This is a genomic window from Streptomyces broussonetiae (genome assembly GCF_009796285.1).
In the GTDB taxonomy this organism is placed as follows: Bacteria; Actinomycetota; Actinomycetes; order Streptomycetales; family Streptomycetaceae; genus Streptomyces; species Streptomyces broussonetiae.
Window position 1 is genome coordinate 7,290,220 of sequence record NZ_CP047020.1, and the last position, 25,343, is coordinate 7,315,562.

At 72.5% G+C, this 25,343-nt stretch carries 23 protein-coding genes; 9 read left to right on the forward strand and 14 right to left on the reverse strand.

From position 1 onward, the window contains the following. The first annotated feature begins 17 nt into the window (after positions 1–17). Both GQF42_RS33485 and GQF42_RS33490 read left to right on the forward strand, forming a co-directional pair. Positions 18–1,403 carry an 8-oxoguanine deaminase gene (locus GQF42_RS33485; RefSeq protein WP_158926204.1) on the forward strand — a complete coding sequence of 462 codons (1,386 nt, stop codon included), beginning with the start codon at positions 18–20 and terminating at the stop codon, positions 1,401–1,403. A 734-nt stretch (positions 1,404–2,137) separates the two neighbouring features. Continuing rightward, positions 2,138–3,505: a nucleobase:cation symporter-2 family protein gene (locus GQF42_RS33490; RefSeq protein WP_158926206.1), complete on the forward strand. Its 1,368-nt coding sequence runs from the start codon at positions 2,138–2,140 to the stop codon at positions 3,503–3,505. A gap of 96 nt (positions 3,506–3,601) precedes the next feature. Here GQF42_RS33490 and GQF42_RS33495 read toward each other — a convergent pair whose 3' ends face one another. Continuing rightward, on the reverse strand, positions 3,602–4,405 hold the full coding sequence (locus tag GQF42_RS33495) for an AraC family transcriptional regulator (protein WP_158926208.1): 804 nt from the start codon (positions 4,403–4,405) through the stop codon (positions 3,602–3,604). A 95-nt stretch (positions 4,406–4,500) separates the two neighbouring features. Between GQF42_RS33495 and GQF42_RS33500 the strand changes: the two genes are divergently transcribed. After that, entirely contained in the window at positions 4,501–5,355 is an 855-nt protein-coding gene (locus tag GQF42_RS33500; RefSeq protein WP_407699504.1) for an NAD(P)H-binding protein, read from the forward strand. Between the two features lie 75 nt (positions 5,356–5,430). Here the strand turns inward: GQF42_RS33500 and GQF42_RS33505 are convergent, their stop codons facing one another. After that, positions 5,431–6,870: an MFS transporter gene (locus GQF42_RS33505; RefSeq protein WP_158926212.1), complete on the reverse strand. Its 1,440-nt coding sequence runs from the start codon at positions 6,868–6,870 to the stop codon at positions 5,431–5,433. A gap of 91 nt (positions 6,871–6,961) precedes the next feature. Between GQF42_RS33505 and GQF42_RS33510 the strand changes: the two genes are divergently transcribed. Next, entirely contained in the window at positions 6,962–7,363 is a 402-nt protein-coding gene (locus GQF42_RS33510; protein WP_199272886.1) for a winged helix-turn-helix transcriptional regulator, read from the forward strand. A 16-nt stretch (positions 7,364–7,379) separates the two neighbouring features. Here the strand turns inward: GQF42_RS33510 and GQF42_RS33515 are convergent, their stop codons facing one another. The 6 genes from GQF42_RS33515 to GQF42_RS33540 form a co-directional block, all read right to left on the reverse strand. Then, on the reverse strand, positions 7,380–7,802 hold the full coding sequence (locus GQF42_RS33515; RefSeq protein WP_158926214.1) for an acyl-CoA thioesterase: 423 nt from the start codon (positions 7,800–7,802) through the stop codon (positions 7,380–7,382). Between the two features lie 50 nt (positions 7,803–7,852). Beyond that, positions 7,853–8,473 carry a hypothetical protein gene (locus GQF42_RS33520; RefSeq protein ID WP_158926216.1) on the reverse strand — a complete coding sequence of 207 codons (621 nt, stop codon included), beginning with the start codon at positions 8,471–8,473 and terminating at the stop codon, positions 7,853–7,855. Positions 8,474–8,569: 96 nt separating this feature from the next. Next, the gene (locus tag GQF42_RS33525) at positions 8,570–9,172 is read right to left on the reverse strand and encodes a histidine phosphatase family protein (protein WP_158926218.1); all 603 of its coding nucleotides are present in this window, start codon (positions 9,170–9,172) and stop codon (positions 8,570–8,572) included. A gap of 75 nt (positions 9,173–9,247) precedes the next feature. Beyond that, the gene (locus tag GQF42_RS33530) at positions 9,248–9,781 is read right to left on the reverse strand and encodes a DUF4232 domain-containing protein (RefSeq protein ID WP_158926220.1); all 534 of its coding nucleotides are present in this window, start codon (positions 9,779–9,781) and stop codon (positions 9,248–9,250) included. Between the two features lie 27 nt (positions 9,782–9,808). Further along, positions 9,809–11,680 carry an FG-GAP-like repeat-containing protein gene (locus GQF42_RS33535; protein WP_233273534.1) on the reverse strand — a complete coding sequence of 624 codons (1,872 nt, stop codon included), beginning with the start codon at positions 11,678–11,680 and terminating at the stop codon, positions 9,809–9,811. A gap of 155 nt (positions 11,681–11,835) precedes the next feature. Beyond that, positions 11,836–13,044: a pyridoxal phosphate-dependent aminotransferase gene (locus GQF42_RS33540; RefSeq protein WP_158926222.1), complete on the reverse strand. Its 1,209-nt coding sequence runs from the start codon at positions 13,042–13,044 to the stop codon at positions 11,836–11,838. Positions 13,045–13,125: 81 nt separating this feature from the next. On the opposite strand from GQF42_RS33540, the gene GQF42_RS33545 reads away from it, so the two are divergent. Then, positions 13,126–13,752, forward strand: a complete 627-nt coding sequence (locus GQF42_RS33545; RefSeq protein WP_158926224.1) for a winged helix-turn-helix transcriptional regulator — start codon at positions 13,126–13,128, stop codon at positions 13,750–13,752. Positions 13,753–13,821: 69 nt separating this feature from the next. Here GQF42_RS33545 and GQF42_RS33550 read toward each other — a convergent pair whose 3' ends face one another. From GQF42_RS33550 to GQF42_RS33560, 3 genes are read right to left on the reverse strand one after another with little or no spacing between them, the layout of a single operon-like run. After that, positions 13,822–14,631, reverse strand: coding sequence for a hypothetical protein (locus GQF42_RS33550; RefSeq protein ID WP_158926226.1), 810 nt, complete (start codon positions 14,629–14,631; stop codon positions 13,822–13,824). Further along, positions 14,631–15,893, reverse strand: a complete 1,263-nt coding sequence (locus GQF42_RS33555; RefSeq protein WP_158926228.1) for a VWA domain-containing protein — start codon at positions 15,891–15,893, stop codon at positions 14,631–14,633. The genes GQF42_RS33550 and GQF42_RS33555 overlap by 1 nt, the downstream gene beginning before the upstream one ends. Positions 15,894–15,902: 9 nt before the next feature. Then, a complete protein-coding gene (locus tag GQF42_RS33560; protein WP_158926230.1) occupies positions 15,903–17,417 on the reverse strand; it encodes an IucA/IucC family protein in 1,515 nt (504 codons plus the stop codon). Positions 17,418–17,645: 228 nt separating this feature from the next. Between GQF42_RS33560 and GQF42_RS33565 the strand changes: the two genes are divergently transcribed. From GQF42_RS33565 to GQF42_RS33575, 3 genes are all read left to right on the forward strand, one after another. Then, complete coding sequence (locus GQF42_RS33565; RefSeq protein ID WP_158926232.1) at positions 17,646–19,151, forward strand: IucA/IucC family protein; 1,506 nt, start codon at positions 17,646–17,648, stop codon at positions 19,149–19,151. A 171-nt stretch (positions 19,152–19,322) separates the two neighbouring features. After that, on the forward strand, positions 19,323–20,435 hold the full coding sequence (gene trpS / locus GQF42_RS33570; RefSeq protein WP_233273535.1) for a tryptophan--tRNA ligase: 1,113 nt from the start codon (positions 19,323–19,325) through the stop codon (positions 20,433–20,435). Between the two features lie 103 nt (positions 20,436–20,538). Next, positions 20,539–21,453, forward strand: coding sequence for a HipA family kinase (locus GQF42_RS33575; RefSeq protein ID WP_199272887.1), 915 nt, complete (start codon positions 20,539–20,541; stop codon positions 21,451–21,453). Between the two features lie 54 nt (positions 21,454–21,507). Here the strand turns inward: GQF42_RS33575 and aceB are convergent, their stop codons facing one another. Further along, complete coding sequence (gene aceB / locus GQF42_RS33580; RefSeq protein ID WP_158926238.1) at positions 21,508–23,133, reverse strand: malate synthase A; 1,626 nt, start codon at positions 23,131–23,133, stop codon at positions 21,508–21,510. Positions 23,134–23,317: 184 nt separating this feature from the next. Continuing rightward, a complete protein-coding gene (locus GQF42_RS33585; RefSeq protein ID WP_158926240.1) occupies positions 23,318–23,920 on the reverse strand; it encodes a nucleotidyltransferase family protein in 603 nt (200 codons plus the stop codon). Positions 23,921–24,049: 129 nt separating this feature from the next. Here GQF42_RS33585 and GQF42_RS33590 point away from each other — a divergent pair, with 129 nt between their 5' ends. Beyond that, the gene (locus tag GQF42_RS33590) at positions 24,050–24,364 is read left to right on the forward strand and encodes a DUF5955 family protein (RefSeq protein ID WP_158926242.1); all 315 of its coding nucleotides are present in this window, start codon (positions 24,050–24,052) and stop codon (positions 24,362–24,364) included. 108 nt (positions 24,365–24,472) lie between these two features. On the opposite strand, the gene GQF42_RS33595 is transcribed toward GQF42_RS33590, so the two are convergent. Further along, a complete protein-coding gene (locus GQF42_RS33595) occupies positions 24,473–25,267 on the reverse strand; it encodes an IclR family transcriptional regulator (protein ID WP_158926244.1) in 795 nt (264 codons plus the stop codon). Between the last annotated feature and the right edge of the window lie 76 nt (positions 25,268–25,343).

Genomic DNA, 25,343 nt, shown 5'->3' on the forward strand with positions numbered 1-25,343 from the left:
AAAGACAAGGAAGCACGATGGCACCATCGGCAGACCAGCGCATCGTCATCGAGAACTGCGCGATCGCGACCGTGGACGCGAGCGACACCGAGTACGCCTCCGGGTACCTGGTCCTCGCCGGCAACCGCATCGAGTCGGTCGGCGCGGGCAACGCTCCCGACGACCTTGAGAACGTGGTGCGCCGGATCGACGCGCGCGGCCATCTGGCCACGCCCGGTCTGGTCAACACCCACCACCACTTCTACCAGTGGATCACCCGGGGCCTGGCCACCGACCACAACCTGTTCAACTGGCTCGTCGCGCTCTACCCCACCTGGGCGCGCATCGACGAGCAGATGACGTACGCGGCAGCGCAGGGCTCCCTCGCCATGATGGCCCGCGGCGGTGTCACCACCGCCATGGACCATCACTACGTCTACCCGCAGGGCTCCGGCGACCTGTCCGGTTCGATCATCCGCGCCGCCGCCGAGATGGGCGTCCGCTTCACGCTGGCCCGTGGCTCGATGGACCGCAGCGAGAAGGACGGCGGCCTGCCGCCGGACTTCGCCGTGGAGACGCTGGAGGGTGCGCTCGCGGCGACCGAGGAGACCGTCAAGAAGCACCACGACGCCTCTTTCGACGCCATGACCCAGGTGGCCGTGGCCCCCTGTTCCCCGTTCTCGGTGTCGACCGAACTCCTGCGTCAGGGCGCCGAGTTGGCCCGCCGTCTGGGCGTACGGCTGCACACCCACGGCTCGGAGACCGTGGAGGAGGAGAAGTTCTGCCACGAGCTGTTCGGCATGGGCCCGACCGACTACTTCGAGTCCACCGGCTGGCTCGGCGAGGACGTGTGGATGGCGCACTGCGTCCACATGAACGACTCCGACATCGCCGCCTTCGGCCGTACGAAGACCGGTGTCGCCCACTGCCCGTCCTCCAACGCCCGCCTGGCGGCCGGTATCGCGCGGGTCCCGGACATGCTCGCGGCCGGTGTCCCGGTCGGTCTGGGCGTCGACGGTACGGCGTCCAACGAGTCCGGTGAACTCCACACCGAACTGCGCAACGCCCTGCTGATCAACCGCCTCGGCGCCCACCGCGAGGCCGCACTCAACGCCCGCCAGGCGCTGCGGCTCGGCACCTACGGCGGCGCCCAGGTCCTCGGCCGGGCCGGCCAGATCGGCTCGCTGGAGCCGGGCAAGCTGGCCGACGTGGTGCTGTGGAAGATGGACACCCTCGCGCACGCCTCCATCGCCGACCCGGTGACCGCGCTGGTCTTCGGCGCAGCGGCCCCGATCACCGCGTCCTTCGTCAACGGCCGCCAGATCGTGGACAGCGGGCGTCTGGTGACGGTCGACGAGGACGCCATCGCCCGCTCCACCCGCGAGGAGGCCCAGCGCCTCGCCCGGATCGCCGCCCAGGCCTGATCCACCCCACACTCCGGCGAGACCGGCCCCACCCGGACCGGTCTCACCGGGAAAACCCGGCCGGGCCCTGCGGGGCCGACACCGGGGCCTTCGGTGGCCGTCCCCGCGGGGGCCGGCACCGGAGCACTTGGCGAGCGTTCCCTGCGGGGGTCGGGCGTCGGGAGGTTCGGTGGTGCATGCCCTGCGGGGCCGTGTGCCGGGGCTCTCGGTGACCGCCCTGTCGGGCGTACGCCGGAAGCCCGGCGGCCGCCTTCCCGGTGGCTCGCCGGACAGCTGGACAGCAGGACAACTGGACAACTCGGCTGTCGTCCCTGTGGACGCACCACCGGAGGATTCCGGGCGGTTTCCCCGTACAGGGGGAGCCCCGCCGGAGGCCCCGGCGGGGCTCCACGGGACCGATACGCCGGACAACCCGGCGGCCGACCACACGGCCGGCCCTCCGGACAACTCGGAGGGCCGCGGATGTGGTCGGCTCGCCGGAAGGCTCGGTCGTCGCCTTGTGGAGACGGTCGGCCGGAAGACTCCGGCCGGGAGGGACGGCTCCCGGCCGGGAACCGTGGACCCGAGCGGGGTCCGCGGCAGCCGCTCCGGGGTGTGTGTGGACGCACGCACCCCGGAACGGTCACCCCTCACAGCTCACCGCTCGAGTGACCCGTCCCCGGTCCCGCACGACCACACGTACCACCTCCATGAAACCCACGCCTGAGACGTGTTACCCGACCGGAGGAGCCGCCGTGGCCGCCCATCCTGTTGACGAGAAACTCCCCGCCCTCAAAATGGCGACCAGCGGCCTGCAGCACGTGGCCGCCATGTACGCGGGAGTCGTCGCACCACCCCTGATCGTCGGCGCGGCCGTTGGCCTCTCCGGCGCCGATCTCACCTTCCTCACCGGAGCCTGCCTCTTCACCGCCGGCCTCGCCACGTTCCTCCAGACCCTCGGCTTCTGGAAGATCGGCGCCCGGCTGCCCTTCGTCAACGGCGTCACCTTCGCCGGCGTCGCCCCCATGACGGCCATCGTCGCCTCCGCCAAGGACAAGTCCGACGCCCTGCCGATGATCTACGGCGCGGTGATCGTCGCCGGTCTGCTCGGTTTCCTCGCCGCCCCCTTCTTCAGCAAGGCCGTCCGCTTCTTCCCGCCGGTCGTCACGGGCTCGGTCATCACCCTGATCGGCGTCTCCCTGCTCCCCGTGGCCTTCGGCTGGGCCCAGGGCCCCGACGCCAAGGCGAGCGACTACGGCTCGACCAGCAACCTCACCCTCGCCGGGATCACCCTGCTGATCGTTTTGCTCCTGCGCCGTTTCACCCGCGGCTTCGTCAAGCAGATCGCGGTCCTGCTCGGCCTGGTCCTCGGCACGCTCATCGCGATACCCGTCGGCGCCACGGACTTCAGCCCCGTCGCGCACGCCGACGTCGTCGGCTTCCCGACCCCGTTCCACTTCGGGGCACCGACCTTCCACCTCGCGGCGATCCTGTCGATGTGCGTGGTGATGGTGGTCTCCATGACCGAGTCCACGGCCGACATGCTCGCCCTCGGCGAGATCGTCGAACGCCCCTCGGACGAGAGGACCATCGCGGCGGGCCTGCGCGCCGACACCCTCGGCTCCGCCCTCAGCCCGCTGTTCAACGGCTTCATGTGCAGCGCCTTCGCCCAGAACATCGGCCTCGTCGCCATGACCCGGATCCGCAGCCGCTTCGTCGTCGCCGTGGGCGGCGGGTTCCTGGTCCTGATGGGCCTGTGTCCGATGGCCGCCTCGCTCATCGCGGTCGTCCCCCGTCCCGTCCTCGGCGGCGCCGGCATCGTCCTGTTCGGCTCCGTCGCCGCGAGCGGCATCCAGACCCTCGTCCGGGCCAGGCTGGAGAAGGACAACAACGTCCTGATCGTCGCCGTCTCCCTGGCCGTCGGCATCATCCCGATCACCGCGCCGGACTTCTACCACGCCTTCCCCGCAACCGCGAAGATCGTCCTCGATTCCGGCATCTCCACCGGCTGTATCACCGCCGTTGTGCTCAACCTCGTCTTCAACCACCTCGGCCGCGGCAAGGAGGCCGAGGACGTCACCCATCCGATGGAGGCGGGGGAGGAGCTGGCACACACGGGCTGAACCAGTCGCGGAGCGGGGGCCGGAGTCGTCCTCCGGCCCCGACGGGGGTACCCCTGCCGCTCCGCCGGGATCGGACCACGCCCCGAGCGGGCCCGCTCAGAAACGCGGCACCGACCGGCAGGGCGTCAGGGCGGGCAGCCGGCCGGTGAAGTACGAGCGCGGCGGCACCCCCATCAGCGCCCGGAAGTCGGACGTCATGTGTGACTGGTCGAAGTATCCGGTCGCGGCGGCCAGTTGGGACCATGGGGCGTGCCCGGCCCGGGTGACGACCGTACGGACGCGGTCGATGCGGGCGTAGTGCTTGGGGGAGACCCCGACTCCTTCGGCGAAGAGGTTGCGCAACTGCCGCTCGCTGACCGCGAGTTCCCGGGCCACCTCCCGCACCTGCGCGGGGGTCCGGTCCGGGCGGACCGACAGTGCGTCGACGCCCGCCCGCAGCAGCGCCGTACGGGCCGGGTCCACGACGGCCGCCAGCAGCCCGGGGAGCGTCTCGGTGAGATACGGCACCGCCTCCAGCGGGTCCAGCCGGCGCAGCCCGGCCGCGAGCCGGCGCGGCAGCGTGCCCGGCAGTCCCTCCAACGGCACGACCCGGCCGACCAGTTCGGCGGCGTGGACCCCCAGCAGGGGACGGGTCATGCCCGGCGTGAGGCGCAGCTCGACGCACCGGACGTGGGCCTTGCCCGAGTGGTACGAGGCCCGCACCCGCGGCCCGGAGGCGAGCACATCGCGCCGCCCGTCCGCCCCCACCCGCAGCACCACCTTGGTGACCGCGGCGGGCAGATGCACGAAGGGCTTGTCGGCGGGCTCGGCGAGGGACACGGACAGCGTGCGCACCCCGGCGATCCAGGGGCGCAGGACCTCGGGCGTGGCCAGGTCCTGCTCGGCGATGGCGTTCGGCATCACTCCACGGTAAGTCGCCGGCGCGGTCGGCGGGCGGGTGAACCGTGCCGGAATTTCCAAGAGGCCCCCGCCGTCTCCCGCCCATCGTGGACCGCATGATTCTGGTGACGGGTGCCACGGGCACCACCGGCAGTGAAGTCGTACGACAGCTTGCGGCGCGCGGCGAGAAGGTGCGCGCCCTGACGCGCGACCCGGCGAGGGCCCGGGTGCCCGCCGCGGTGGAGACGGTCCGCGGCGACTACGCCGACCCGGATTCCCTGGCGGCGGCGATGGCAGGCGTGACGGCCGCGTACCTGGTGTCTCCGCCCGGTCCCGGCGCCGCCCACGACACGGCGCTGGTCGCGGCGGCCCGGGCGGCGGGCGTACGGCGGCTGGTGAAGCTCTCCGCCATCGGCAGCGACGATCCCGCCACGGGTCCGACCGTCGCCTGGCACGGTGAGGGGGAGCGCGTGGTCCGGGAGAGCGGGGCGCAGTGGACGGTCCTGCGGCCGTCGTCGTTCGCCTCGAACGCGCTGGCCTGGGTGGAATCGGTGCGCCGGGGCGAGTCGGTGCCGAACATGACCGCCGACGGGGCGTCGGGCGTGATCGACCCGCGTGACATCGCCGAGGTGGCGGTGCGGGCCCTGCTCGACCCCGGGCACGCGGGGCGGACGTACACGCTGACCGGGCCGACGGCGATCAGCACCCCGGGCCAGGTCGCCGTCCTCGCCGAGGTGCTCGGCCGCCCGCTCGCCGTCCGGAATCTGACACCGGACGAGACCCGCGACTTCCTCCGTACCGCCTACGGCATCGACGAGGCCGCGGTGGAGGACGTCCTGACCGGGATCGCCTACCTCCGTGACGGCCGCAACGCGACGGTGACCGACGACGTGCCCCAGGTGCTGGGCCGGCCGGCCCGCTCGTTCCGGGAGTGGGCAGAGGACCACAAGGAGACCTTCGCCGCCCACTGAACCGGCCCGAGGGACGGGGGAGTCGGCGGAGGGGCCCGGCCGCAGCGGCCGGGCCCCTCCGCCGTACGGTGTGCCTCACCGGCTCCGGGGCCGCAGTACCGCCCCGGCCAGCACCAGGGCCGCCACCGCGATCGCGGTCGCCACCCGGAACGCCAGTCGGTACCCCTGCGCCGTGGCCGGGATCAGCTCCGCGCCCCGGTCGAGGAGGCCGCCGGTGCGGCTCGCCGCCAGCGTGCTGAGCACCGCGAGCCCCAGTGAACCACCCACCACCTGAGTGGTGTTGAACAGCCCCGACGCCAGTCCCGCGTCCTCCTCGCGCGCTCCCGACATCGCGAGCCCGGTCAGCGCGGGCATCGCCGCGGCGAACCCGGCCGAGAGCAGCAGCAGCGCCGGCAGCACGTCGACGGCGTACGACGCGTGGACCGGAGCGCGGCTCAGCAGCGCCATGCCGACCACGATCAGTGCCAGACCGGCCAGCAGCACCCGGTAGCCGCCGTACCGGGCGACCGTCCGGGCCGACAGGCCCAGCATCAGCAGCCCGATCGCGATCGGCGCGGGCAGGAACGCGGTTCCGGTCGCCAACTCGCCGTAGCCCAGCACCCTCTGCAGATACAGCGCGCCGATGAACTGGAAGCCGTACATCGTCGCGATCATCAGCATCTGGACCGCGTTGGCGCCCGTCAGTACGCGCGAGCGCAGCAGGCGCAGCCGCAGCAGCGGGCGGTCGGCGCGGGCCTGGCGCAGCGTGAACGCCCCGAACAGGGCGAGGGCGAGGGCCGTGAACAGCAGCGTGCCGGTCAGGGGCCGGCCGTCGGCGCCGACGATCACGTACACCGTCAGCATCAGCGCACCCGTGACCAGCGCGGCCCCCGGAAAGTCGGCGCCCCTGCCGAGCCCGGCGCCACGCTCCGGCGCGAGCACCCGTACCGCCGCCGCCCACGCGACCGCGCCGATCGGCAGATTGATCAGGAAGATCCAGTGCCAGCTCAGCGCCTGCGTCAGCGCGCCGCCGAGAAAGGTGCCGAGCGCCCCGCCGGCCGCGCCGACCGCGCTGAACGCCGCGATGGCGCGGGCCTGTTCACGCGGCTCGGGGAAGAGCGCGACCAGCATGCCGAGCACCACGGCCGAGGCCATCGCCCCGCCGGCCCCCTGCAGTGCCCGCGCCGCGATCAGCATCCCCTGGGTCGTGGCCACTCCGGCCAGCACCGACGCCACGGTGAACACGACCAGCCCGGTGGTGAACATCCGCTTGCGGCCCACCAGGTCGCCGAGCCGGCCCACCAGCAACAGCAGCCCGCCGAAGGCGATCAGATAGGCGTTGACCACCCAGGCCAGGCCCGGTCCGTCGAAGCCCAGGTCGTTCTGTATGGCGGGCATCGCGACCGTGACGATGTTGCCGTCCAGAACGGTCATCAGCGTGCCTGCGCACAGGACGGCGAGGGACGTCCAGCGTGCGTGCAGCCGGGGCGATGTCACCGCCGCCGGTGACGTGCCGTTCTCTGTGGTGGCCGACATGGCTCCCCGTTTCTCCAGCGCACCTTGGTGCACGACTTGTAACGGGGAACATCGTGAGTGACGATGGGGGTCGCCGTAAGGAGGAAGTCCCATGTCCCAGAGGAACACGGGTGTTACCGCCCAGGCAGTGAACGCGCAGGTCTGCCCCATCCGGGAAGTTCTTGACAGGGTGGCGGGCAAATGGAGCGTGCAGATCCTCGTCGCCGCCGCGCACGGTCCCACCCGGTTCACCGAACTGGAGCGCGGCATCGAGGGCATCAGCCGCCGTATGCTCACCCTCACCCTGCGCAACCTGGAACGTGACGGCCTCGTCACCCGCACCGTCCATCCGACGGTGCCGCCGAAGGTGGAGTACGAACTCACCACGGTCGCCCACGAGTTGTACGGCACCCTGCGCCGGCTCACCGACTGGGCCGAGGGCAACCGGGAATACATCGCCCGGGCCAGGGCGGCCTACGACGCCGAGCACCGCCCTGAGCTGCTCGACGTGTAGGCACACGGCCGGGTGCCTACAGGCCGAACAGCTCCGGATCCGCGCCCAGTTCCTTGAAGGTCGCGCCGGGATCGGTGACCAGCCTGCGCTCCCGCAGATCCAGCAGCCCGCCGACCGCGGTGATCTCGGCCGCCACCGTGCCGTCCGTCTTGCGGACCTCCTGGACGATCCGGAAGGTCTTGCCTTCGCCCCACTCGAACGCGCAGGTCACATCGACCTCGTCACCGGCCAGCAGCTCCCGCCGGTAGCGGATCGTCGTCTCCAGCGCCACCGGACCCACGCCCTGCGCCACCAGCTCGGCCTGGCCGATACCGGCCGCCTTCAGCAGCGACCAGCGGGCGTGCTCCGCGTAGTTGAGGTACACCGCCTGGTTGAGATGGCCCTGCACGTCTGTCTCGTAACCGCGCACGGTCACGCGCACGGAAAACGGCTCGCTCACGGATTCCCCTTCTCGTGTACGACACACTCACCCCGATCCTGGCATGCCGCTCACACCCGGCGTGGCGAGGCCAGCAGATAGCGCGTCCGCGTGCGTGGCTCGCTGTACTCACCCGGCTGCCAGCCCGCGCGCTCCAGCGTGACCGCGCAGGCCGCCAGGGTCCCGGCGTCCGGCGCGTGGACGGCGACCGCCTCCGGCTGCGGGGTCGCCCGGACCCGGTAGCCGTCCGCGCCGGCGCCCGCCGGACGGTGCCCGGCCGCCTCCAGGGCGAGCGCCGCGGCCCGCACCAGATGCGCCCGCTCCCAGCCGCACGGCCGGTCCACGGCGCCGTCCGGGTTGGTCATCCGGCGCAGCTCCAGCAGCCCCTGCCAGGCACTGCGCACCTCGCGCAGCCGCGCAGGCCCGTCGGCGGGCGGCTCCTCCTCGCCGCCGACCCGCGCCGCGAACACCCCAGGGGCGGGCGCCGGTTCCTGCGCCTCCTCGGGCGCCGCCTCCCGTACCCGATGGCCCGCCGGGGTCAGGAAGTGGTCGTGCGGCGGTCGCGGATGCCGGAACGCCAGTCCCCGCTTCACCAGCGCCGCGAGCTGCGCCTGCGTACCCCGCAACCGCCCGGTGACCGGATCGGCGTCCTCGATCACACGCCGCTGGGCGGCACTTCGCGGTCCGCTCACAGCCGTACTCCTTCCGTGCTCCCTCCGTCCTGCTCGCAGAGTACGGCGCGGGTCCGACAACGGGGTCCCGGTGGCCACGGGACGGAGTACGGCCCGTTACTCCTGCCACGGCCGGATGTTCCACCCCGACACCACCGGCCGCGCATGCTCCGTGCCGAGGCGGCACAGGGCGCCCGTCGCCAGCTGGAAGAGGGCTCCCCGCTGGGGTGGCAGGCCCAGGCACCGGGCGGTCAGGACGCGGAGGAAGTGGCCGTGCGCGATGAGGACGACCACGCCCTCGGTGTTGCACAGGGCGGCGTCGGCCTTGGCCAGCATCCGGTCGGCGCGTTCGCCGACCTGCTCGGGAGTCTCGCCCGGATGCTCGGGCGGGCCAGGTGCGACCCCGTCCGTGAACAGGAACCAGTCGGGCCGGGTCCGCTGGATCTCCACGGTGGTCACACCCTCGTAGCCGCCGTAGTCCCACTCGCGCAGATCGACGTCGACCCGGGCGTCATGGATCCCGATGAGTTCGGCGGTCTCCCGGGCCCGCTGGAGCGGGCTGACGAAGGCGGCCCCGATGCGGTGCGAGCGGATCAGCGGCATCAGTTGGCGCGCCTCCTCCCGGCCGTGCTCGGTGAGGGGTACGTCGGTCCAGCCGGTGTGCCGTCCGGAGCGCGACCACTCGGTCTCACCGTGCCGGACGAGGAAGAGGTCACCCACGCGCCCACCGTGGCACAGGAGGCCGCCGCCCGCAGGCCGGACTGCGCCGGACGGCCGTACCCCTGCCCGCCGCGGTCAGATCCGGCGCGGCGGTGCCAGGGACACGGTTTCGCCGCAGGCGTCGATCGTCGCGTCCTTGCCGTGGGCGTCCGTGACGGGGACGACGGCGGGGCGGGAGTCGTGTGGTGCCCGGACCACCGCTTCTGGCCGGCGCACGCACCAGTCGCCCGTGCCGCTCGTGCCACCGGGCGTGTAGCGGACGTCCACCGCGACCTCTGCCTTGCGGGGCACGGAGAGGGCGGCGGGGCGGCCGGATCCGGCGCCCTCGACGCTCTCGGCCTTGCCGTTGTGGATCTCCAGGCCCGGATAGCCGTCGAAGACACAGGTGTCCGGGCCCTTGTTGACGGCCGTGAGCCGGGCGTGGGCCTCACGTCCGCCCCGGTCCGCGCCGAGCAGGGTCAGCGTCCATGCCAGCGAGGCGGTGCGGCACGGCGGTACGGCCGTGTCCGCGGTGGCGTCGGTCGTGGTGGTCGTGCCGCAGGCCGTCAGAGCCAGGCCGGCGACGAGGACGGCGAGGATGCCGGTGGTCGGCCGGGTCGTCGCGCGCATCGTTCCCCCCTCTTCCTCTCCGCGGTGTCAGGTGCCGGGGTGGACCAGCGTGTTCTCGGTGCCGAGGGCGTTGGTGCCGGTGTCGGCGTACAGCGTGGTCTCGCCGTCGGACCAGCGCACGATCAGGTCGTTGCTCCTGTGGTCGGGGGTGAAGTCGCCGGACGTCATGACCTGGGCGTGGGGCCACGTGCCGTTGGGGCCGAGCACCCGGGACCGGGTGCCGGGCCCGGTGGCCGAGGTGCCCGCGTAGGAGTCGAGCGAGCCGTCCGCCCAGCGGACCAGCAGGCCCGCGGCGCTGGAGCCGCCGAAGGTCCCGCCGGTGAGCAGGGCCGCCTTGGTCCAGGTGTCGTTGGCCTTGAGGAGCTGCTGGGTCGGGCCGAAGGTGCCGGCGCGGACGCCGGTGTGCAGGGTCAGCCGGCCGTCGGACCAGCGCACCAGCAGGTCACTGGCGCCCTTGCCGCCGTCGAACTGCCCGGACGTGATCTGCACGGCGTTCTTCCAGGCGGAGCCGGACTTCGCCATCTGGACCTCCTGGCCCAGGCCGGCGGTGCCGATGGCCGGGTACAGGGTGGCCTCGCCGTCGGACCAGCGCACCAGGAGGTCGGCGCGGCCGTCGCCGTTGAAGTCCCCGCCGCTGAGGGTGCGGGCGTGGGTCCAGGTGGAGTTGGCCTTCAACAGGCGCTTCTCGGACCCGAACCCGCCCTTGCCGTCGCCGGGATACAGGGTGATCCCGCCGTCGGACCAGACGGTCAGCAGGTCGCCCCGGCGGTCGCCGGTGTAGTCGGCGGAGGTCAGCAGCGCGGCCCCGCGCCAGCGCGCGGCGCCGCCCGGCAGCGCGTCCTGGAGCCCCTTGTAGGGCGGCAGATCGGTGGGCGGGTCCTGGTTCGCGACGGCGTCGGCCAGCAGGTTCGCCGCGTCGGCGCCGAACGCCGGGGCGTAGCTGATGTAGTCGACGTCCGCGTCGTTGCCGCCGCCGTTGTAGCCGCCGAGGTTGCCGATGACGTGCCCGGTGCGCGCGTCGTCGGAGTAGTCGGTGATCCACGGGCTGCCCGACACCCCGCCGTAGTAGCCGCCGCAGGTCATCGACATCTGCCGGAAGCCGGGCAGTTGGCTGGTGGGGACGGTGCACTTGAGGGCGCTGCCGGCGCTGTTGTGCCGGTAGGAGGGGTAGCCGACGACGGTCACGTTCTTGTTCGTGTAGCCGGACGGCTGGGTGAAGGTCAGTCCGCCGCCGACCGCGTCCTGAAGGCTCTGGCCGCGCTGGTTGGCCGAGACCCGGGCGAAGGCGGTGTCCAGGTCGGACGCCGCCGTCCTGGTGGTCGACGACCCCTTGTCGGGCACGTACCGGGGGTCGGTGAACAGGCGCTGGATGTGGAAGATGCCGTACGGCTGCTGGTCGGGGCCCGCGCCCATCACGAACTTGGGGACGAAGATGTAGTCGGCGTTCATGTTCAGGCCGCAGTGAGCCGCGGTCAGGACGATGTTGCGCGCCGCGGTGTCGAGCACACTGCCGGTGCAGTGCCAGGTGGTGCCGCCCGGCCCGTCGGACCCGAAGAACGTCCCCACCAGCCGCGTCCCCGGGAACGCCGTGCCCTGCGGCCCCCCTGCCGCCGCCACCGACTGCCCGGGCGCCTTCGGTGCCGCGCGCGGGCCGTCCAGCGGCTGGGCGTCGGCCATGCGCGCCGCGGTCCAGAACCGGGCGGCGTTCCGGGCCTCGCGTCCGGTGGGGGACGGCGTGGACGCGGACGGGGCCGCCGCGTCGGTCCCCGTGTCCCTGCTTGTGCCGGTGCCGGTGCCGGTGCCGGTGCCGGTGACGGCCTGGGCCGCGGACGCCGGGCCCCCGACGGCCGCGAGGCACAGAGCGGCGACGGTCGCCCGGCGTATGCGGTGCGCGAACAATGCTGTTCCCCCTGGTCTGTTCGAACCGGACCAGGAGGAACAGCGATGCGGCGCTGGTCGGGCGCGAGTGCGGCAGTCCCCCCGGTCGTGCGCGCCGATCTTCGCACAGGTGCGCGAACGCGGGAAAACGGGTTACCGACGAGGCGGACGACGGGCTACTGCCGGTACCCGCTCAGGAACCGCCCGATCCGGCCGATCGCCGCCTCCAGGTCCTCGGCGTGGGGCAGGGTGAGGATGCGGAAGTGGTCGGGGGCGGGCCAGTTGAAGCCCGTGCCCTGGACCACCTGGATCTTCTCGCGCAGCAGCAGGTCCAGGACGAACTTCTCGTCGTCGTGGATCCGGTGCACCTTGGGGTCGATGCGCGGGAACGCGTACAGCGCGCCCTTGGGCTTCACGCACGACACACCGGGGATCTCGTTGAGCTTCTCCCAGGCGGTGTTGCGCTGTTCGTGCAACCGGCCGCCGGGCAGCGTCAGTTCGCGGATGGACTGACGGCCGCCGAGCGCGGCCTGGATGGCGTACTGCGCGGGCGCGTTGGCGCACAGCCGCATGGAGGCCAGCATCGTCAGGCCCTCCAGATAGTCCTTCGCGTGCTGCCGCGGACCGGTCACGACCAGCCAGCCGGAGCGGAAGCCCGCCACCCGGTACGTCTTGGACAGGCCGCAGAAGGTGAGGACGACCAGGTCGGGGGCGAGAGCGGCGGCCGAGTGGTGCACGGCGTCGTCGTACAGGATCTGGTCGTAGATCTCGTCGGCGAACACCATCAGGCCGTGCCGGCGGGCGAGGTCGACGATGCCCTCGACGACCTCCTTGGGATACACCGCGCCCGTGGGGTTGTTGGGGTTGATGATGACCACGGCCTTCGTCCGGTCCGTGATCTTCGAGGCCATGTCGGCCAGATCCGGTGTCCAGTCGGCCTGTTCGTCGCACAGGTAGTGCACCGCCTTGCCGCCGGCCAGGGTTGTCACGGCCGTCCAGAGCGGGAAGTCCGGGGCGGGGATGAGGATTTCGTCGCCGTCCTCGACCAGCGCGGTGACCGCCATGGAGACCAGTTCCGAGACGCCGTTGCCGAGGAAGACGTCGTCCACGCCGACCTCGAGGCCCAGGTTCTGGTAGCGCTGGGCGACCGCGCGGCGGGCCGAGAGGATGCCGCGCGAGTCCGTGTAGCCGTGCGCCTGCGGCAGCATCCGGATCATGTCCTGGAGGATCTCCTCCGGCGCCTCGAAGCCGAAGGCCGCGGGGTTGCCGGTGTTCAGGCGCAGCACACTGTGCCCCGCCTCCTCCAGCGCGTTGGCGTGCTCGATCACCGGGCCGCGGATCTCGTAACAGACCTCGCTGAGCTTGTTCGACTGCCGGAACTCCATGCGCCCCTCCGGAAACTGGTGTTGCTTGGTTTTACCAAGTGGGCGCTTGGAAAGTCCAACATCTTGTCTAGACTGCGTCGCATGTCACCTCGCCGAAGCTACGACCAGTACTGTTCCGCCGCCCGCGCCCTCGACCTCGTCGGCGACCGCTGGACCCTGCTGATCGTCCGGGAGCTGCTGGCCGGCCCCCGCCGCTACACGGACCTGCACGCGGACCTGCCCGGCGTGAGCACGGACGTACTCGCCTCACGGCTGAAGGACATGGAGCAGGGCGGCCTCGCCGTCCGCCGCAGGCTGCCCCCGCCCGGCGCGGCCAGTGTGTACGAACTCACCGCGCGCGGAGAGCAGTTGCTGCCGGTGCTCCAGGCCCTGGGTGCATGGGGCGAGGCGGAACTGGGCGAACGGCGGCCGACCGACGCGGTACGCGCCCACTGGTTCGCGCTGCCCCTGCTGCGGGCCCTCGAGGGCGAGGGGCTGGTCGAAGTCAGCCTGGAGGAGGGCGAGTTCCATCTGCAGGTCGGTGCGCAGGAGGGCCCGGTCTACGGCGACGGACCAGCGCCCGCAGAGGCCGGCGCGCGCCTTGTGATGGACGCCGGGACCTGCGAGGCCGTGGCCCGCGGGGAGGTGAGCCTGTCGGACGCCGTGCGGCACGGCCGGGTCACGGTGACGGGGGAGGGCACGCCGGCGAAGCTGTTGCGCCAGGCGTGAGGACGAACTGCCGCCTCCGGCGGGCAGAAGGTGAAGGCCCGCCTTCCGACGGGCCTTCACAACGGTCGGTCAGACGCCCGGCGGCACCCGGGACGGCCGCCCCGACCCCCGCGTCAGCGCGTACCCGCCGATGCCGGCGAGAGCCGCGAGCACGCCGCCGATCGCGGTCCACACCCAGCGGTCGGACCACCAGCCGGAGGACCAGCCGTCGTGGGAGCCGAAGCTGGACAGCACCGCCGTCTTCGAACCGTCCTTGCCCTGCTCGGACTTGACGGCAATCCCGGGGACGAGCGGCTTGCCCAGCGAGCCGTCCACGGCCGCCGCGCCGCCGATGTCCTTGGAGTCCACGCGCACCTCGGCACTCACCGGCAGGCCGAGGTCGGAGGCGCCCAGGTCCACCACGGTCAGCCGGAGGTAGTAGGTGCCCGGCAGCGGATCGTCCGCCCACGGCTCGGCCCAGCCGCGCACCGTACGCAGCACACAGGCCAGCTCGACCTGGGAGGCGTCCTGCGCGGCGGTGCGGGTGCTGGCGCCGTACTGGCAGGCCTGCCGGCGCCGCAGCCCGTCGTACACATCGAGCTGCCAGGTCTGCGACCCGTGCGTCCGGGGGAGCTTGACGCTCGCCCTGACGGTCGGACGCCGGCCGACGTCGGCCGGGAACGACCAGTACAGGTAGTCACCGGTCGAGCCGGACGCGGTGGCGGACTGCCCCTGCTCGATCTCCGTCGCCGTACGGAAGGACGTACCCGCCTGGGTGGGCGCCGAGCCGTCGGACGAGGCGCTCGCGGAGGGGCTCGGGGAGGAGGAGTCGGCGACGGCCGGTCCGGCGGCCAGCCCCAGTGCCAGCAGCGCGGCGCTCAACACACGTGTGACCCGCATCAGTTCGTCCTCCAGACCGCGACCCGCCAACGCGACAGCCAGCCCCACAGCAGACCGGCCAGGAACCCGACCACCACGAGCGCGGCCAGCAGCCACCAGCCGCGCCCGAGGCCGAAAGCGGCCACGTCGTGATGTCCGGACGGGCCGTCCACGACGTCGACGGTCAGCTCGAGCGGCAGGCCGGGCGTGGTCTTGACCCCGGCGGCGGCCGAGAAGGAGTGCGCGACCTGGAGACACACGGTCTCCGCGGGCGCGTTGTCGTCGTCGCTGCTGGGCTTCGGGTAGCGCAGCCCGGTGGAGACGACATCCGTACGGCCGGTGCCGGCGGCCTCACCGCGCACGATCTCGCGGCCGTGGACCGTCACCGCCCGCAGCAGCACCCCGTAGTCGGGGTTCACGGCGCGGTCGTCGGCCACGCTCACCGAAGCACGCAGCTCCTGGCCGGGGGCGACGTCGACCTTGTACCAGCGCTGCTGCCCGAACGCGGCACGGTCGGTGTACAGCCCGGACTTGAGCAGCGGCGCGCTCTCGCAGCGGTCGGCGCCCTCGGTGGCCACCGGAGTCACCACGGGATCCGCGGCCCGGTCCACCAACTGCCCGACCCGGCTGCTCAGTTCCTGCTTGTGCCGGACGTCGGTATAGGTGCCGCCGGTCGCGTCGGCGATGCAGCTGAGCTGGTCGCGGGTCTTGGCGTCCGGCACCAGACCCAGGGTGTCGATGGTCAGCCCGATGCCCTTGGCGGCTATCTCGCGGGCCACCTCGCACGGGTCGAGCGGCGGGCAGGTGTCCTCGCCGTCGCTGATCAGGACGATACGGCGGGTTCCGGTGCCGCCGTTCAGGTCGTCCGCGGCCTTCAGCAGCGCGGGCCCGATCGGTGTCCAGCCGGTCGGCTGCAGCGTGGCCACCGCGGTCTTCGCGTCGGTCCGGTTCAGCGGGCCGACCGGGTAGAGCTGCGCGGTGTCCTTGCAGCCCACCTTGCGGTCGTTGCCGGGGTAGTTGGCGCCGAGGGTGCGGATGCCGAGCTGGACGTCCTTGGGTGTCGCGTCGAGGACCTCGTCGAACGCCTGCTTCGCCGCGGCCATCCGGGAGTCGCCGTCGATGTCCTTCGACCGCATGGAACCGCTGACGTCCAGCACGAGTTCGACCTTGGGAGCGGCCGTCCGTGTCTCGTCGGCGACAGCTCCGCCGGGGAACGCGATCCCGGCCGCCAGGGCGGCGAGCAGGGCGCAGACTCCTGCTGCCAGCCGTTGTCTTCTGATCATCGCCGGATCTTATTGATCACAGCCACCGGGCTCCAAAACGAGCGGGTTCGGCAGCGACGTCCACTGGTCCCCCGGCGTCCGCGGAGACAGCCGCATCAGGGTCAACGCCTTGGCCGGCAGGGGGGCTCCGGTCAGCGCCGGCAGGTCGGCGGTGCGCGGAAGACGGGGTACGGCTTCGGTCAGGGCCGCCCCGAGGGCTGCCGAGGAGCCTGCCGTGGCGGCCAGCGCGCCTGCCACCAGGGAGCCGAACAGCTTGCGGCGCAGGGCGGTTTCGTCGTCGGTGATCAGACGGCCGGTCAGCGGGGGCGGGGTGAGGCCGTGACGGGCCAGGCGGGCAGGGCTGATGCGGATGTCGGCCAGGTCGCGGTAGACCAGGCGCCGCGGGCGGCCGTCGGCCGAGAGGATCACCAGCAGGTTCTGGCCGTGCGCCTCCAGGGCCGCACCGAGGTCGAGCAGGCGCAGGCCCACCGTGAGCGTCAGGTGCGCGAACGCGGCCAGCCAGCCGGGGGATTGCGGCAGGCCGCTGCCGGGCAGTGCGGCCACCGGCAGGACCCGCTCGCCCGGCCCCGCGTACACCTCGGGCGACTCCCGCAGCAGCGCCGCCAGGTCGGGGGAGTCCGCCGTGACCGCGCCCAGCGTCCGGGTGATGTGCAGCAGACCGTCGGTGTGCGCGGCCAGTTGCTCGGCGAGGTCGCCCAGCGGTGCGGCGCTGCGGATCGAGTACGCCGAGATGTCCCGCATCGAGGAGGTCAGCCGGGTGCTCAGCGCGGTCTTCACATGCGGTCCGCCGGGCAGCGCGAGAGTGCGCAGGGAGAGCAGGGGCCGGGCGGACCGCCAGGGGGTGTGGGGGCGGTCGAGGACGTGCACGCACTGCCAGGGGTGCACGGGGATCAGCAACTGCCGCCCGTCGCGCAGTTCGGTCGGCCAGTCGCCGCTGACCAGGCAGGCGTCCGCCGGCACCGGCACCGTCACCAGGTCCACCACCGGCCGGTGCTCCGGACCGTACGCCAGCTGTTCCGCGACCGAGAAGCCGGGCCGGGAGCGGCAGTTGGGGTGGTACGGATGCCCGTCGGTCACCCGCTGCTCCCACTCCCAGTCGTGCTCCGGCCACTCCTTCGGGTGATCCGTGTCGGCCCGCGACAGTGCCAACGACGCCGTGCTGTGTGCAAGTTCCGCCGCGAAGGCATCGGCGTGCGGCACCCCGAGCGCCGTCATCAGGCCCGCCGGATCGACATGGCGGTCCCGGTCGAGGCGGACGGAGGTGACGTAGGCGCTCGTGGCGTACGGATCCGCGTGCGGGCCGTGCAGCGTGCGGCCGTCGGCGAGCCGCAGGGCCAGGCTGTGCGCCCCGCGGACCCGGCCGGTGATCCACGGCAGCGGCTCATGGGCCAGCGCCCGCCACAGCCGGGTCAGCACGGCGGCGCGCGCGCCCGGCAGCTCCTGCGTGTACCGGGGCAGCAGGGCGGGCCGGACGGCGGCCAGTTCCCGTGCGATCTCGGCCTCGACGGCAGGGGGACGGTGCACGGTCGGCTCCTCGGGTACGCGGGGGCCCGGGGCCCGGGCTCGGGGCACGATTGTGCGTGACGGCAGCCATACTGATCGCTACCGGTTCCCGGACGTGCCCCGCACGAGGCCGACCGCCCGCTCCTCCCGATGCGTCCCGGGCCGGCGGCGCGCCGGGCGAGCACACCGCGACGCCGGGCACGAGGCCGCCGGACAATGGACGACGTGCCCGGCTCCCTGGATGAACGAATGGATCGCGTGGACCTCACACCCCCCACCGCAGCCGTCGGCCGCCGCGCCGACGCCTATGCGGCCGCGCCCCTGCTCAACTGCCTGCTGCGCGAGGTCGCCGAGCCGCTTGCGGACCCGGACCCCGGCGCGTACCGGGTGCACCGGCTGCCGAGCGGACGGCTGCTGCGGGTGCGCGCCGGACGGCGCCCCACGGACCCCGAGGTGCGCACGGCCGGCACCTGGCAGCCCGTCGGCCACCCGGAACTGGTCAAACTGGTCGCCGCGGAGCTGCGCCGCCACACCGGGCTGCCGGGCGGTGACCTGCCCGCCGAGATGCTCGACAGCCGGGACGCGGTCGCCGCGCTGCTCACCGCCCGCGCCCTTGCGGCCCCGCCCGCCGACCCCTATCTGCGCTCCGAGCAGTCCCTGATCACCGGCCACCCCTACCATCCGGCTCCCAAGGCGCGCGGTGGCGGCCCGGTCGCGTCCTGGCTGCCGTACGCCCCCGAGGCGCACGCCCGCTTCCCGCTGGTGCTGCTCGGCGTCCGCGAGGACGAGATGAGCGAGGAGGGCGACACCCGCGCCCTGGACGCCCTCGGCACCGCCCCGCCCGGCTACCGGCTGCTGCCCGCCCACCCCTGGCAGCTCGACCTGCTCGGCCGCGACCTCGCCCCGGCCTTCGCCGACGGCCGGCTGGTCCGGATCGGCACCACCGCCCACGACGCCTGGCCGACCGCGGCGATCCGCACCGTCCACGAGCCGCGGCGCGATCTGTTCCTGAAGTTCTCCCTGGACGTCCGCATCACCAACGACATCCGCCGCCTGTGGCGCCACGACCTGCGCCGGCTGTGCCGTACCGACACGGTCGTCCGGCACGCCTTCGCCGGCCTGGACCCGTCCGCGGCCTGGCTCAGCGACCGTGGCTACCGCACTGCGGCCTTCGCCTTCGAGGAACTCGCGGTCCTCGTCCGCGACGGGCTGCGCGGCCACCTCCTGCCCGGCGCCACCCCGTTGCTCGCGGCCGGGCTCGCGGAGGGCTTCGACGACAGCCCCCTGGCCGACGCGCCCGACCCGGCGGCCTGGTGGGAGGCGTATCTGCGCCAGGTCGTGCCGCCCGTCCTGACCGCGTTCGACGAGCACGGCGTCGTCCTCGAGGCCCATCTGCAGAACACCCTCGTCGCCGTGGACGCGGCGGGCACCCCCGTGCAGGCGCTGTTCCGGGATGCCGAGGGCGTCAAGCTGCTGCCGGAAGTGACCCGGGCCGCGGGCTGGGAACGACTGGTGTACTGCCTGGTGGTGAACCACCTCAGCGAGATCGCCGCGGCCCTCGCCGAGCACCACCCCGGCCTCGACCCCTGGCCCGCCGTCCGTCGCGCGCTCGCCCGGCACGACCTGCCGGAGATCCCCGCACTGCTCGCCTCGCCCACCCTGCCCGGCAAGACCAACCTGCTGCTGCGCTGGACCGGCGCGGGCGGTGCGGACGCCCGCTATCAGCCGTTGCCCAGCCCGCTCGTCGGCGGCTGAGGCTATGCTGTGCGCATGCATCTTTCACCATGCCTGAGCTGGTGGCGCTCCGCGTAGGAGCGGCCACCTCGCAGGCATGACCGGGCCGTTCGGATGGACGGCCCTTTCGTGTCCCCTGGACCAGGGCTCGTGCCGTTCCGTCGGCGAGACCCGAACCCACCAGGAGACGTCGTGAACACCACGCCCCAGGCCGTAGCCACCGCCGACGCTGCCACAACTCCCTCCACCGACGCGCTCGGCACGTCCGCGGCGCAGGATCGCAGTGCGGTGCTGGAAGAGCTGATCCTCAAGGATCCAGGACGGTTCCGTGTGCTGACCGGTGACCGCCCCACCGGCCGCCTGCACCTGGGGCACTACTTCGGCACCCTGCACAACCGCGTACGCCTGCAGAACCTCGGCGTCGAGATGTTCGTGATCATCGCGGACTACCAGGTCCTCACCGACCGCGACGTGGCGGACAACCTGACCGGGCACGTGGAGGATCTCGTCCTGGACCATCTGGCCATCGGCGTGGACCCGCAGCGCAGCACGATCTTCACGCACAGCGCGATCCCCGCACTCAACCAGCTGATGCTGCCCTTCCTCAGCCTCGTCTCGGTCGCCGAACTGGGCCGCAACCCCACCGTCAAGGACGAGATCGCCCACTCGCGCCAGTCCGCCGTCAGCGGCCTGATGTTCACCTACCCCGTCCACCAGGCCGCCGACATCCTCTTCTGCAAGGGCAACCTGGTCCCGGTCGGCCAGGACCAGCTCCCGCACCTGGAGGTCACCCGCACCATCGCCCGCCGCTTCAACGACCGCTACGGCAACGGCACCACCGTGTTCCCGCAGCCCGACGCCCTGCTGTCGAGCGCGCCCGTGCTGCTCGGCACGGACGGCACCAAGATGAGCAAGAGCCGCCGTAACGCGATCACCCTGGCCGCCGACGCCGACGAGACCGCGCGTCTGCTCAAGGGAGCCAGGACGGACTCCGAGCGGCACATCACCTACGACCCCCGTACGCGCCCCGAGGTCTCCTCCCTCCTGCTGCTGGCCGCCCTGTGCCAGAACCGGACCCCCGAGGAGGTGGCCGAGGAGATCGGCTCCGCGGGCGCCGCCGCGCTCAAGAGGACCGTGACCGAGGCGGTCAACGAGTACCTGGCCCCGATCCGGGCCCGTCGCGCCGAGTACGCGCAGGACCGCACGTTCCTGCGCGGGACGCTGCGCGAGGGCAACGAGCGCGCCAGGGCGGTGGCCGACGCCACGCTCGCCGAGGTCCGCACCGCCATGAACAGCCACTACTGAGCGCCCCTGAGGGCGCGGGGTACGGCGCGACCGGCCACGACGAACCCGTGGTCGGACGGCGGCGCGACACGGCCGGGCCGGCGGAGCGCATACGCTGGGCGGTGTGCTGCGCGACGTGACTGCTGTTCGATACGTGACCCCCCTCAGGTCCGGCGGCTCCGTGCCCGCAGTCGTCGAGGCCGACGACCTCGGCACGTACGTCGTGAAGTTCACCGGCTCGGCCCAGGGGCACAAGGCGCTGGTCGCCGAGGTGATCGTCGGTGAACTCGCCCGCGCGCTGGGCCTGCGCTTCCCCGAGCTGGTCCTCGTCCACTTCGATCCGGCGATCGCCGCGGCCGAGCCCCACCAGGAGGTCCGGGACCTGCACGGCGCCAGCGCGGGTGTGAACCTGGGCATGGACCACCTGCCGGGCGCCGCCGACTTCACCCCCGAGATCGCGAAGGTCTTCCCGGTGGACCCGCTGGAGGCGGGCCGGATCGTCTGGCTGGACGCGCTGACCGTCAACGTCGACCGCACGGTCCACAGCTCCAACCTCATGGTCTGGCCGACGCTCGGCATCGCACGGCCGCGCCTGTGGCTCATCGACCACGGCGCCGCCCTCGTCTTCCACCACCGCTGGGACACCACGGCCCCCGGCAAGAAGTACGACTTCCGCAACCACGCCCTCGGCCACTACGGCCCCGACGTCCGGGCGGCCGACGCCGAACTGGCCCCCAGGGTGACCGAGGAACTGCTGCGGCGCATCGTCGCCGAGGTCCCCGACGCCTGGCTGGCCGAGGACGCGGGCTTCGCGACCCCCGACGACGTCCGCGCCGCCTACGTCGACCACCTCCTGGCCCGGGTGCGCCTGTCGCACGAGTGGCTGCCCACCGACTTCCCGAGCCCCGACCAGCTCGCCGCCGAGGAGGCCGCCCGCGCCGCGAAGACCCGGGCCGGCCGCCCCGACTGGCTCAAACGCGTCCCCGACCTGCACGGCAAGCCGGCCGCGCAGCAGGACTGGTCGGTGCACCTGGGCTGAGGAACGGCCGAGCGGCCCCGGGCGGAACCCGGAGCCGCTCGTGTCCGACGAGGCTCAGCCCTTGAGCTGCTCGTACGCCGGCAGGGTGAGGAAGTCGGCGTAGTTGTCGTCCAGGGAGACCTGCAGCAGCAGGTCGTGGGCCTCCTGCCAGTGACCGGCGGCAAAGGCCTCCTCACCGATCTCCTGGCGGATGTCGGACAGTTCCTCGGCGGCGACCTTGCGGGCCAGTTCGGGCGTGGCGGTGTCGCCGTTCTCGAACTCGACGCCCGCGTTGATCCACTGCCAGATCTGCGAGCGGGAGATCTCCGCGGTGGCCGCGTCCTCCATCAGGTTGAAGATGGCGACCGCGCCGAGTCCGCGCAGCCAGGCCTCGATGTAACGGATGCCGACCTGGACGGCGTTGACGAGCCCGTTGTACGTCGGCTTGGCGTCCAGCGAGTCGATCGCGATCAGGTCGGCGGCCTCGACGTGCACGTCCTCGCGCAGCCGGTCCTTCTGGTTCGGCTTGTGGCCGAGGACCTTGTCGAAGGACTCCATGGCGATCGGGACGAGGTCGGGGTGGGCGACCCAGGAACCGTCGAACCCGTCGTTCGCCTCACGGTCCTTGTCGGCCCGGACCTTCTCGAAGGCCACCTTGTTGACTTCGGCGTCCTTGCGGGAGGGGATGAAGGCTGCCATGCCGCCGATCGCGTGCGCGCCGCGCTTGTGGCAGGTGCGCACGAGGAGTTCGGTGTAGGCCCGCATGAACGGGGCCGTCATCGTCACGGCGTTGCGGTCCGGCAGGACGAACCTGGCTCCGCCGTCACGGAAGTTCTTGACGATGGAGAACAGGTAGTCCCAGCGTCCGGCGTTCAACCCGGCGGCGTGGTCGCGCAGTTCGTAGAGGATCTCCTCCATCTCGTACGCGGCCGTGATGGTCTCGATCAGGACGGTCGCGCGGATGGTGCCCTGCGGGATGCCGACGTAGTCCTGGGCGAAGACGAACACGTCGTTCCACAGCCGGGCCTCGAGGTGCGACTCGGTCTTGGGCAGGTAGAAGTACGGCCCCTTGCCGAGGTCCAGCAGCCGCTGGGCGTTGTGGAAGAAGTACAGGCCGAAGTCGACGAAGGCGCCGGGGACCGCCTTGCCGTCGGCGTCGACGAGGTGCCGCTCGTCGAGGTGCCAGCCGCGCGGGCGCATGACGACGGTCGCCAGCTCCTCGTCCGGGCGCAGGGCGTACGACTTGCCGGACCTCGCGTCGGTGAAGTCGATGCTGCGGGTGTAGGCGTCGGCCAGGTTGACCTGACCGAGGACGACGTTCTCCCAGGTCGGCGCGGAGGCGTCCTCGAAGTCGGCGAGCCAGACCTTGGCGCCCGAGTTGAGGGCGTTGATGGTCATCTTGCGGTCGGTGGGGCCGGTGATCTCGACGCGCCGGTCGTTCAGCGCGGCCGGGGCGGGGGCGACCTGCCAGGAGTCGTCCGCGCGGATCGCGGCCGTCTCGGGCAGGAAGTCGAGCGTGGAGGTGCGGGCGATCTCGGCGCGGCGCTCCGCCCGGCGGGCGAGGAGTTCGTCACGGCGCGGGGTGAACCGCCGGTGCAGCTCCGCCACGAAGGCGAGCGCCGCGTCCGTGAGGACCTCTTCCTGCCGGGGCAGGGGCTCGGCGTCGACGATGGCCAGCGGGGACGGCGCTGGTGCGGACATGAGCTGTCACTTCCTTCAGCGGTGGCACCGGGTGCCTAGTGGCACGAATAGGGCAAACAGCGCCCGCTGTGCGGTCAGGCGCTTCTGAACAGTGGATAGTAGTTTCCTCATCGTGGAACTTCAATGGTTTGTTGATGTCGAGATTCTCTGAGTCGAGGCAAGGTGGCGCCCAGTGCCACCCCGTTCACTCAAGGTGGCGCAGGTCGGCCTCGGTGTCGATGTCGTACGGCTCGGCGACGTCCGCGCACTCCACGAGCCGGATCCCGGTCTCGTGGTCCTTCAGGTAGGCGCGTGCTCCGCGGTCCCCCGTGGCGGTCGCCGCGATGCCCGCCCAGTGGGCGGCGCCGAAGAGCACGGGATGCCCGCGCGTGCCGTCGTAGGCGGCCGAGACCAGCGACTTCTCGTCCTCGAAGGCACCGAGGACCCGTGCCACCGCCGCCGCCCCGATGCCCGGCTGGTCGACGAGGCTCACCAGGGCGGCGCGGGCCCGCGTACCCTCGAGCGAGGCCAGCCCGGCCCGCAGCGAGGAGCCCATGCCCTCGGCCCAGTCGGGGTTGTCCACGAGCACACAGCCGGGCAGGTCGGCCCGCGCACGGACCTCGTCGGCCCGGGCGCCCAGGACCACATGGATCCGCTCGCACCCGGCGGCGCGCAGCACCCCCACCGCGTGTTCGACCAGCGGCCGTCCCCGGTGCTCCAGCAGCGCCTTGGGCCGTCCGCCGAGCCGCCGTCCCCCGCCGGCCGCGAGCAGCAGCCCGGCGACCTCCGCGTGATGCTTGTCCGTCATGCGTCCTGCATACCTGACGCGGGCGGCGACGGCGCGTTCCCTTGGGCTGAATTTCGGTCCGTGCTGTGGCGCTCCCGGGCGCGGTGGCGTTTACTGACCCGCGCACGACGGCGTGTGAGGGGGAGGGCTGTGTTGCGGAGCTTGGGGCAGAGACCGGTGATCGGCAGCGACGAGGACCCCAGAGTGGTGGAACTGCGGACCGCGGTGTCCCGGTTGCGCCGCGAACTCGCCGCACTCCCCGCCGAGTTCCCCGACCGCGCCATAGCCGAGGACGAGCTGGCGACCCTGGCGGCGATGGCCGCGGGCGGCGCGCCGGAGATCCCGCGCCTGCGCAGTTCCCTGTTACTGGTCGCGGGAGCGATCGGCTCGGTCAGCGCCCTGGCGAGGGGGCTGAGGGGTGTGCGCGAGGCCGTGGATCTGTTCGGGGAGCCGCCGCGGGCTTGACGGCGTGGGGTGCGTCGATCTGCCCAAGGGGCGCGGGGAACCGCGGGAACGGCCCCGATGCGCCCGCCCCCGCACCCCTATGTGCAGACGATTGCGTCCCCGGGGCTCTCAGACGCCCGAACTCGCCAAAGCCTGGGACAGCTCGAGGGCGATCTGCTGCAGCACCGGCACGATCTTGTCGGTCGCCGCCTCCGTCACCCGCCCGGCGGGCCCGGAAATGGAGATCGCGGCGGCGGTGGGGGAGTCCGGGACGGACACCGCCAGACACCTGACCCCGATCTCCTGCTCGTTGTCGTCGACGGCGTACCCCGCCTGCCGGACGTCCTGCAGTGCCGCCAGGAAACCGTCCGGCGTGGTGATCGTCTTCTCGGTCGCGGCCGGCATCCCGGTGCGGGAGAGCAGTGCCCGCACCTCCTCGTCCGGTACCCCGGCAAGGAGCGCCTTGCCCACCCCGGTCGAGTGCGGCAGCACCCGTCGGCCCACTTCCGTGAACATCCGCATCGAGTGCTTCGAGGGCACCTGCGCCACGTACACGATCTCGTCGCCGTCCAGCAGCGCCATGTTCGCTGTCTCGCCGGTCTCCTCGACCAGCCTGGCCAGGTACGGCCGGGCCCAGGTGCCGAGCAGCCGGGACGCCGACTCGCCGAGCCGGATCAGCCGGGGGCCGAGCGCATAGCGCCGGTTCGGCTGCTGGCGGACGTACCCGCAGGCGACCAGTGTGCGCATCAGCCGGTGGATGGTCGGCAGCGGCAGCCCGCTGGTCGCGGACAGCTCGCTCAGGCCCACCTCGCCGCCCGCGTCCGCCATCCGCTCGAGCAGGTCGAAGGCGCGCTCAAGGGACTGGACCCCGCCGCCGGCGGAGGGCTTGGCGGAGTCGGTGGTGCTGGCGCTGGACGTCGGCACGGCGTTCCTTTCGGGGCTGGCAGGAGGGCAGAAGCCTACCCGGCAGCCGGTTGACTCCCTGCTTGTACGTAGCTAC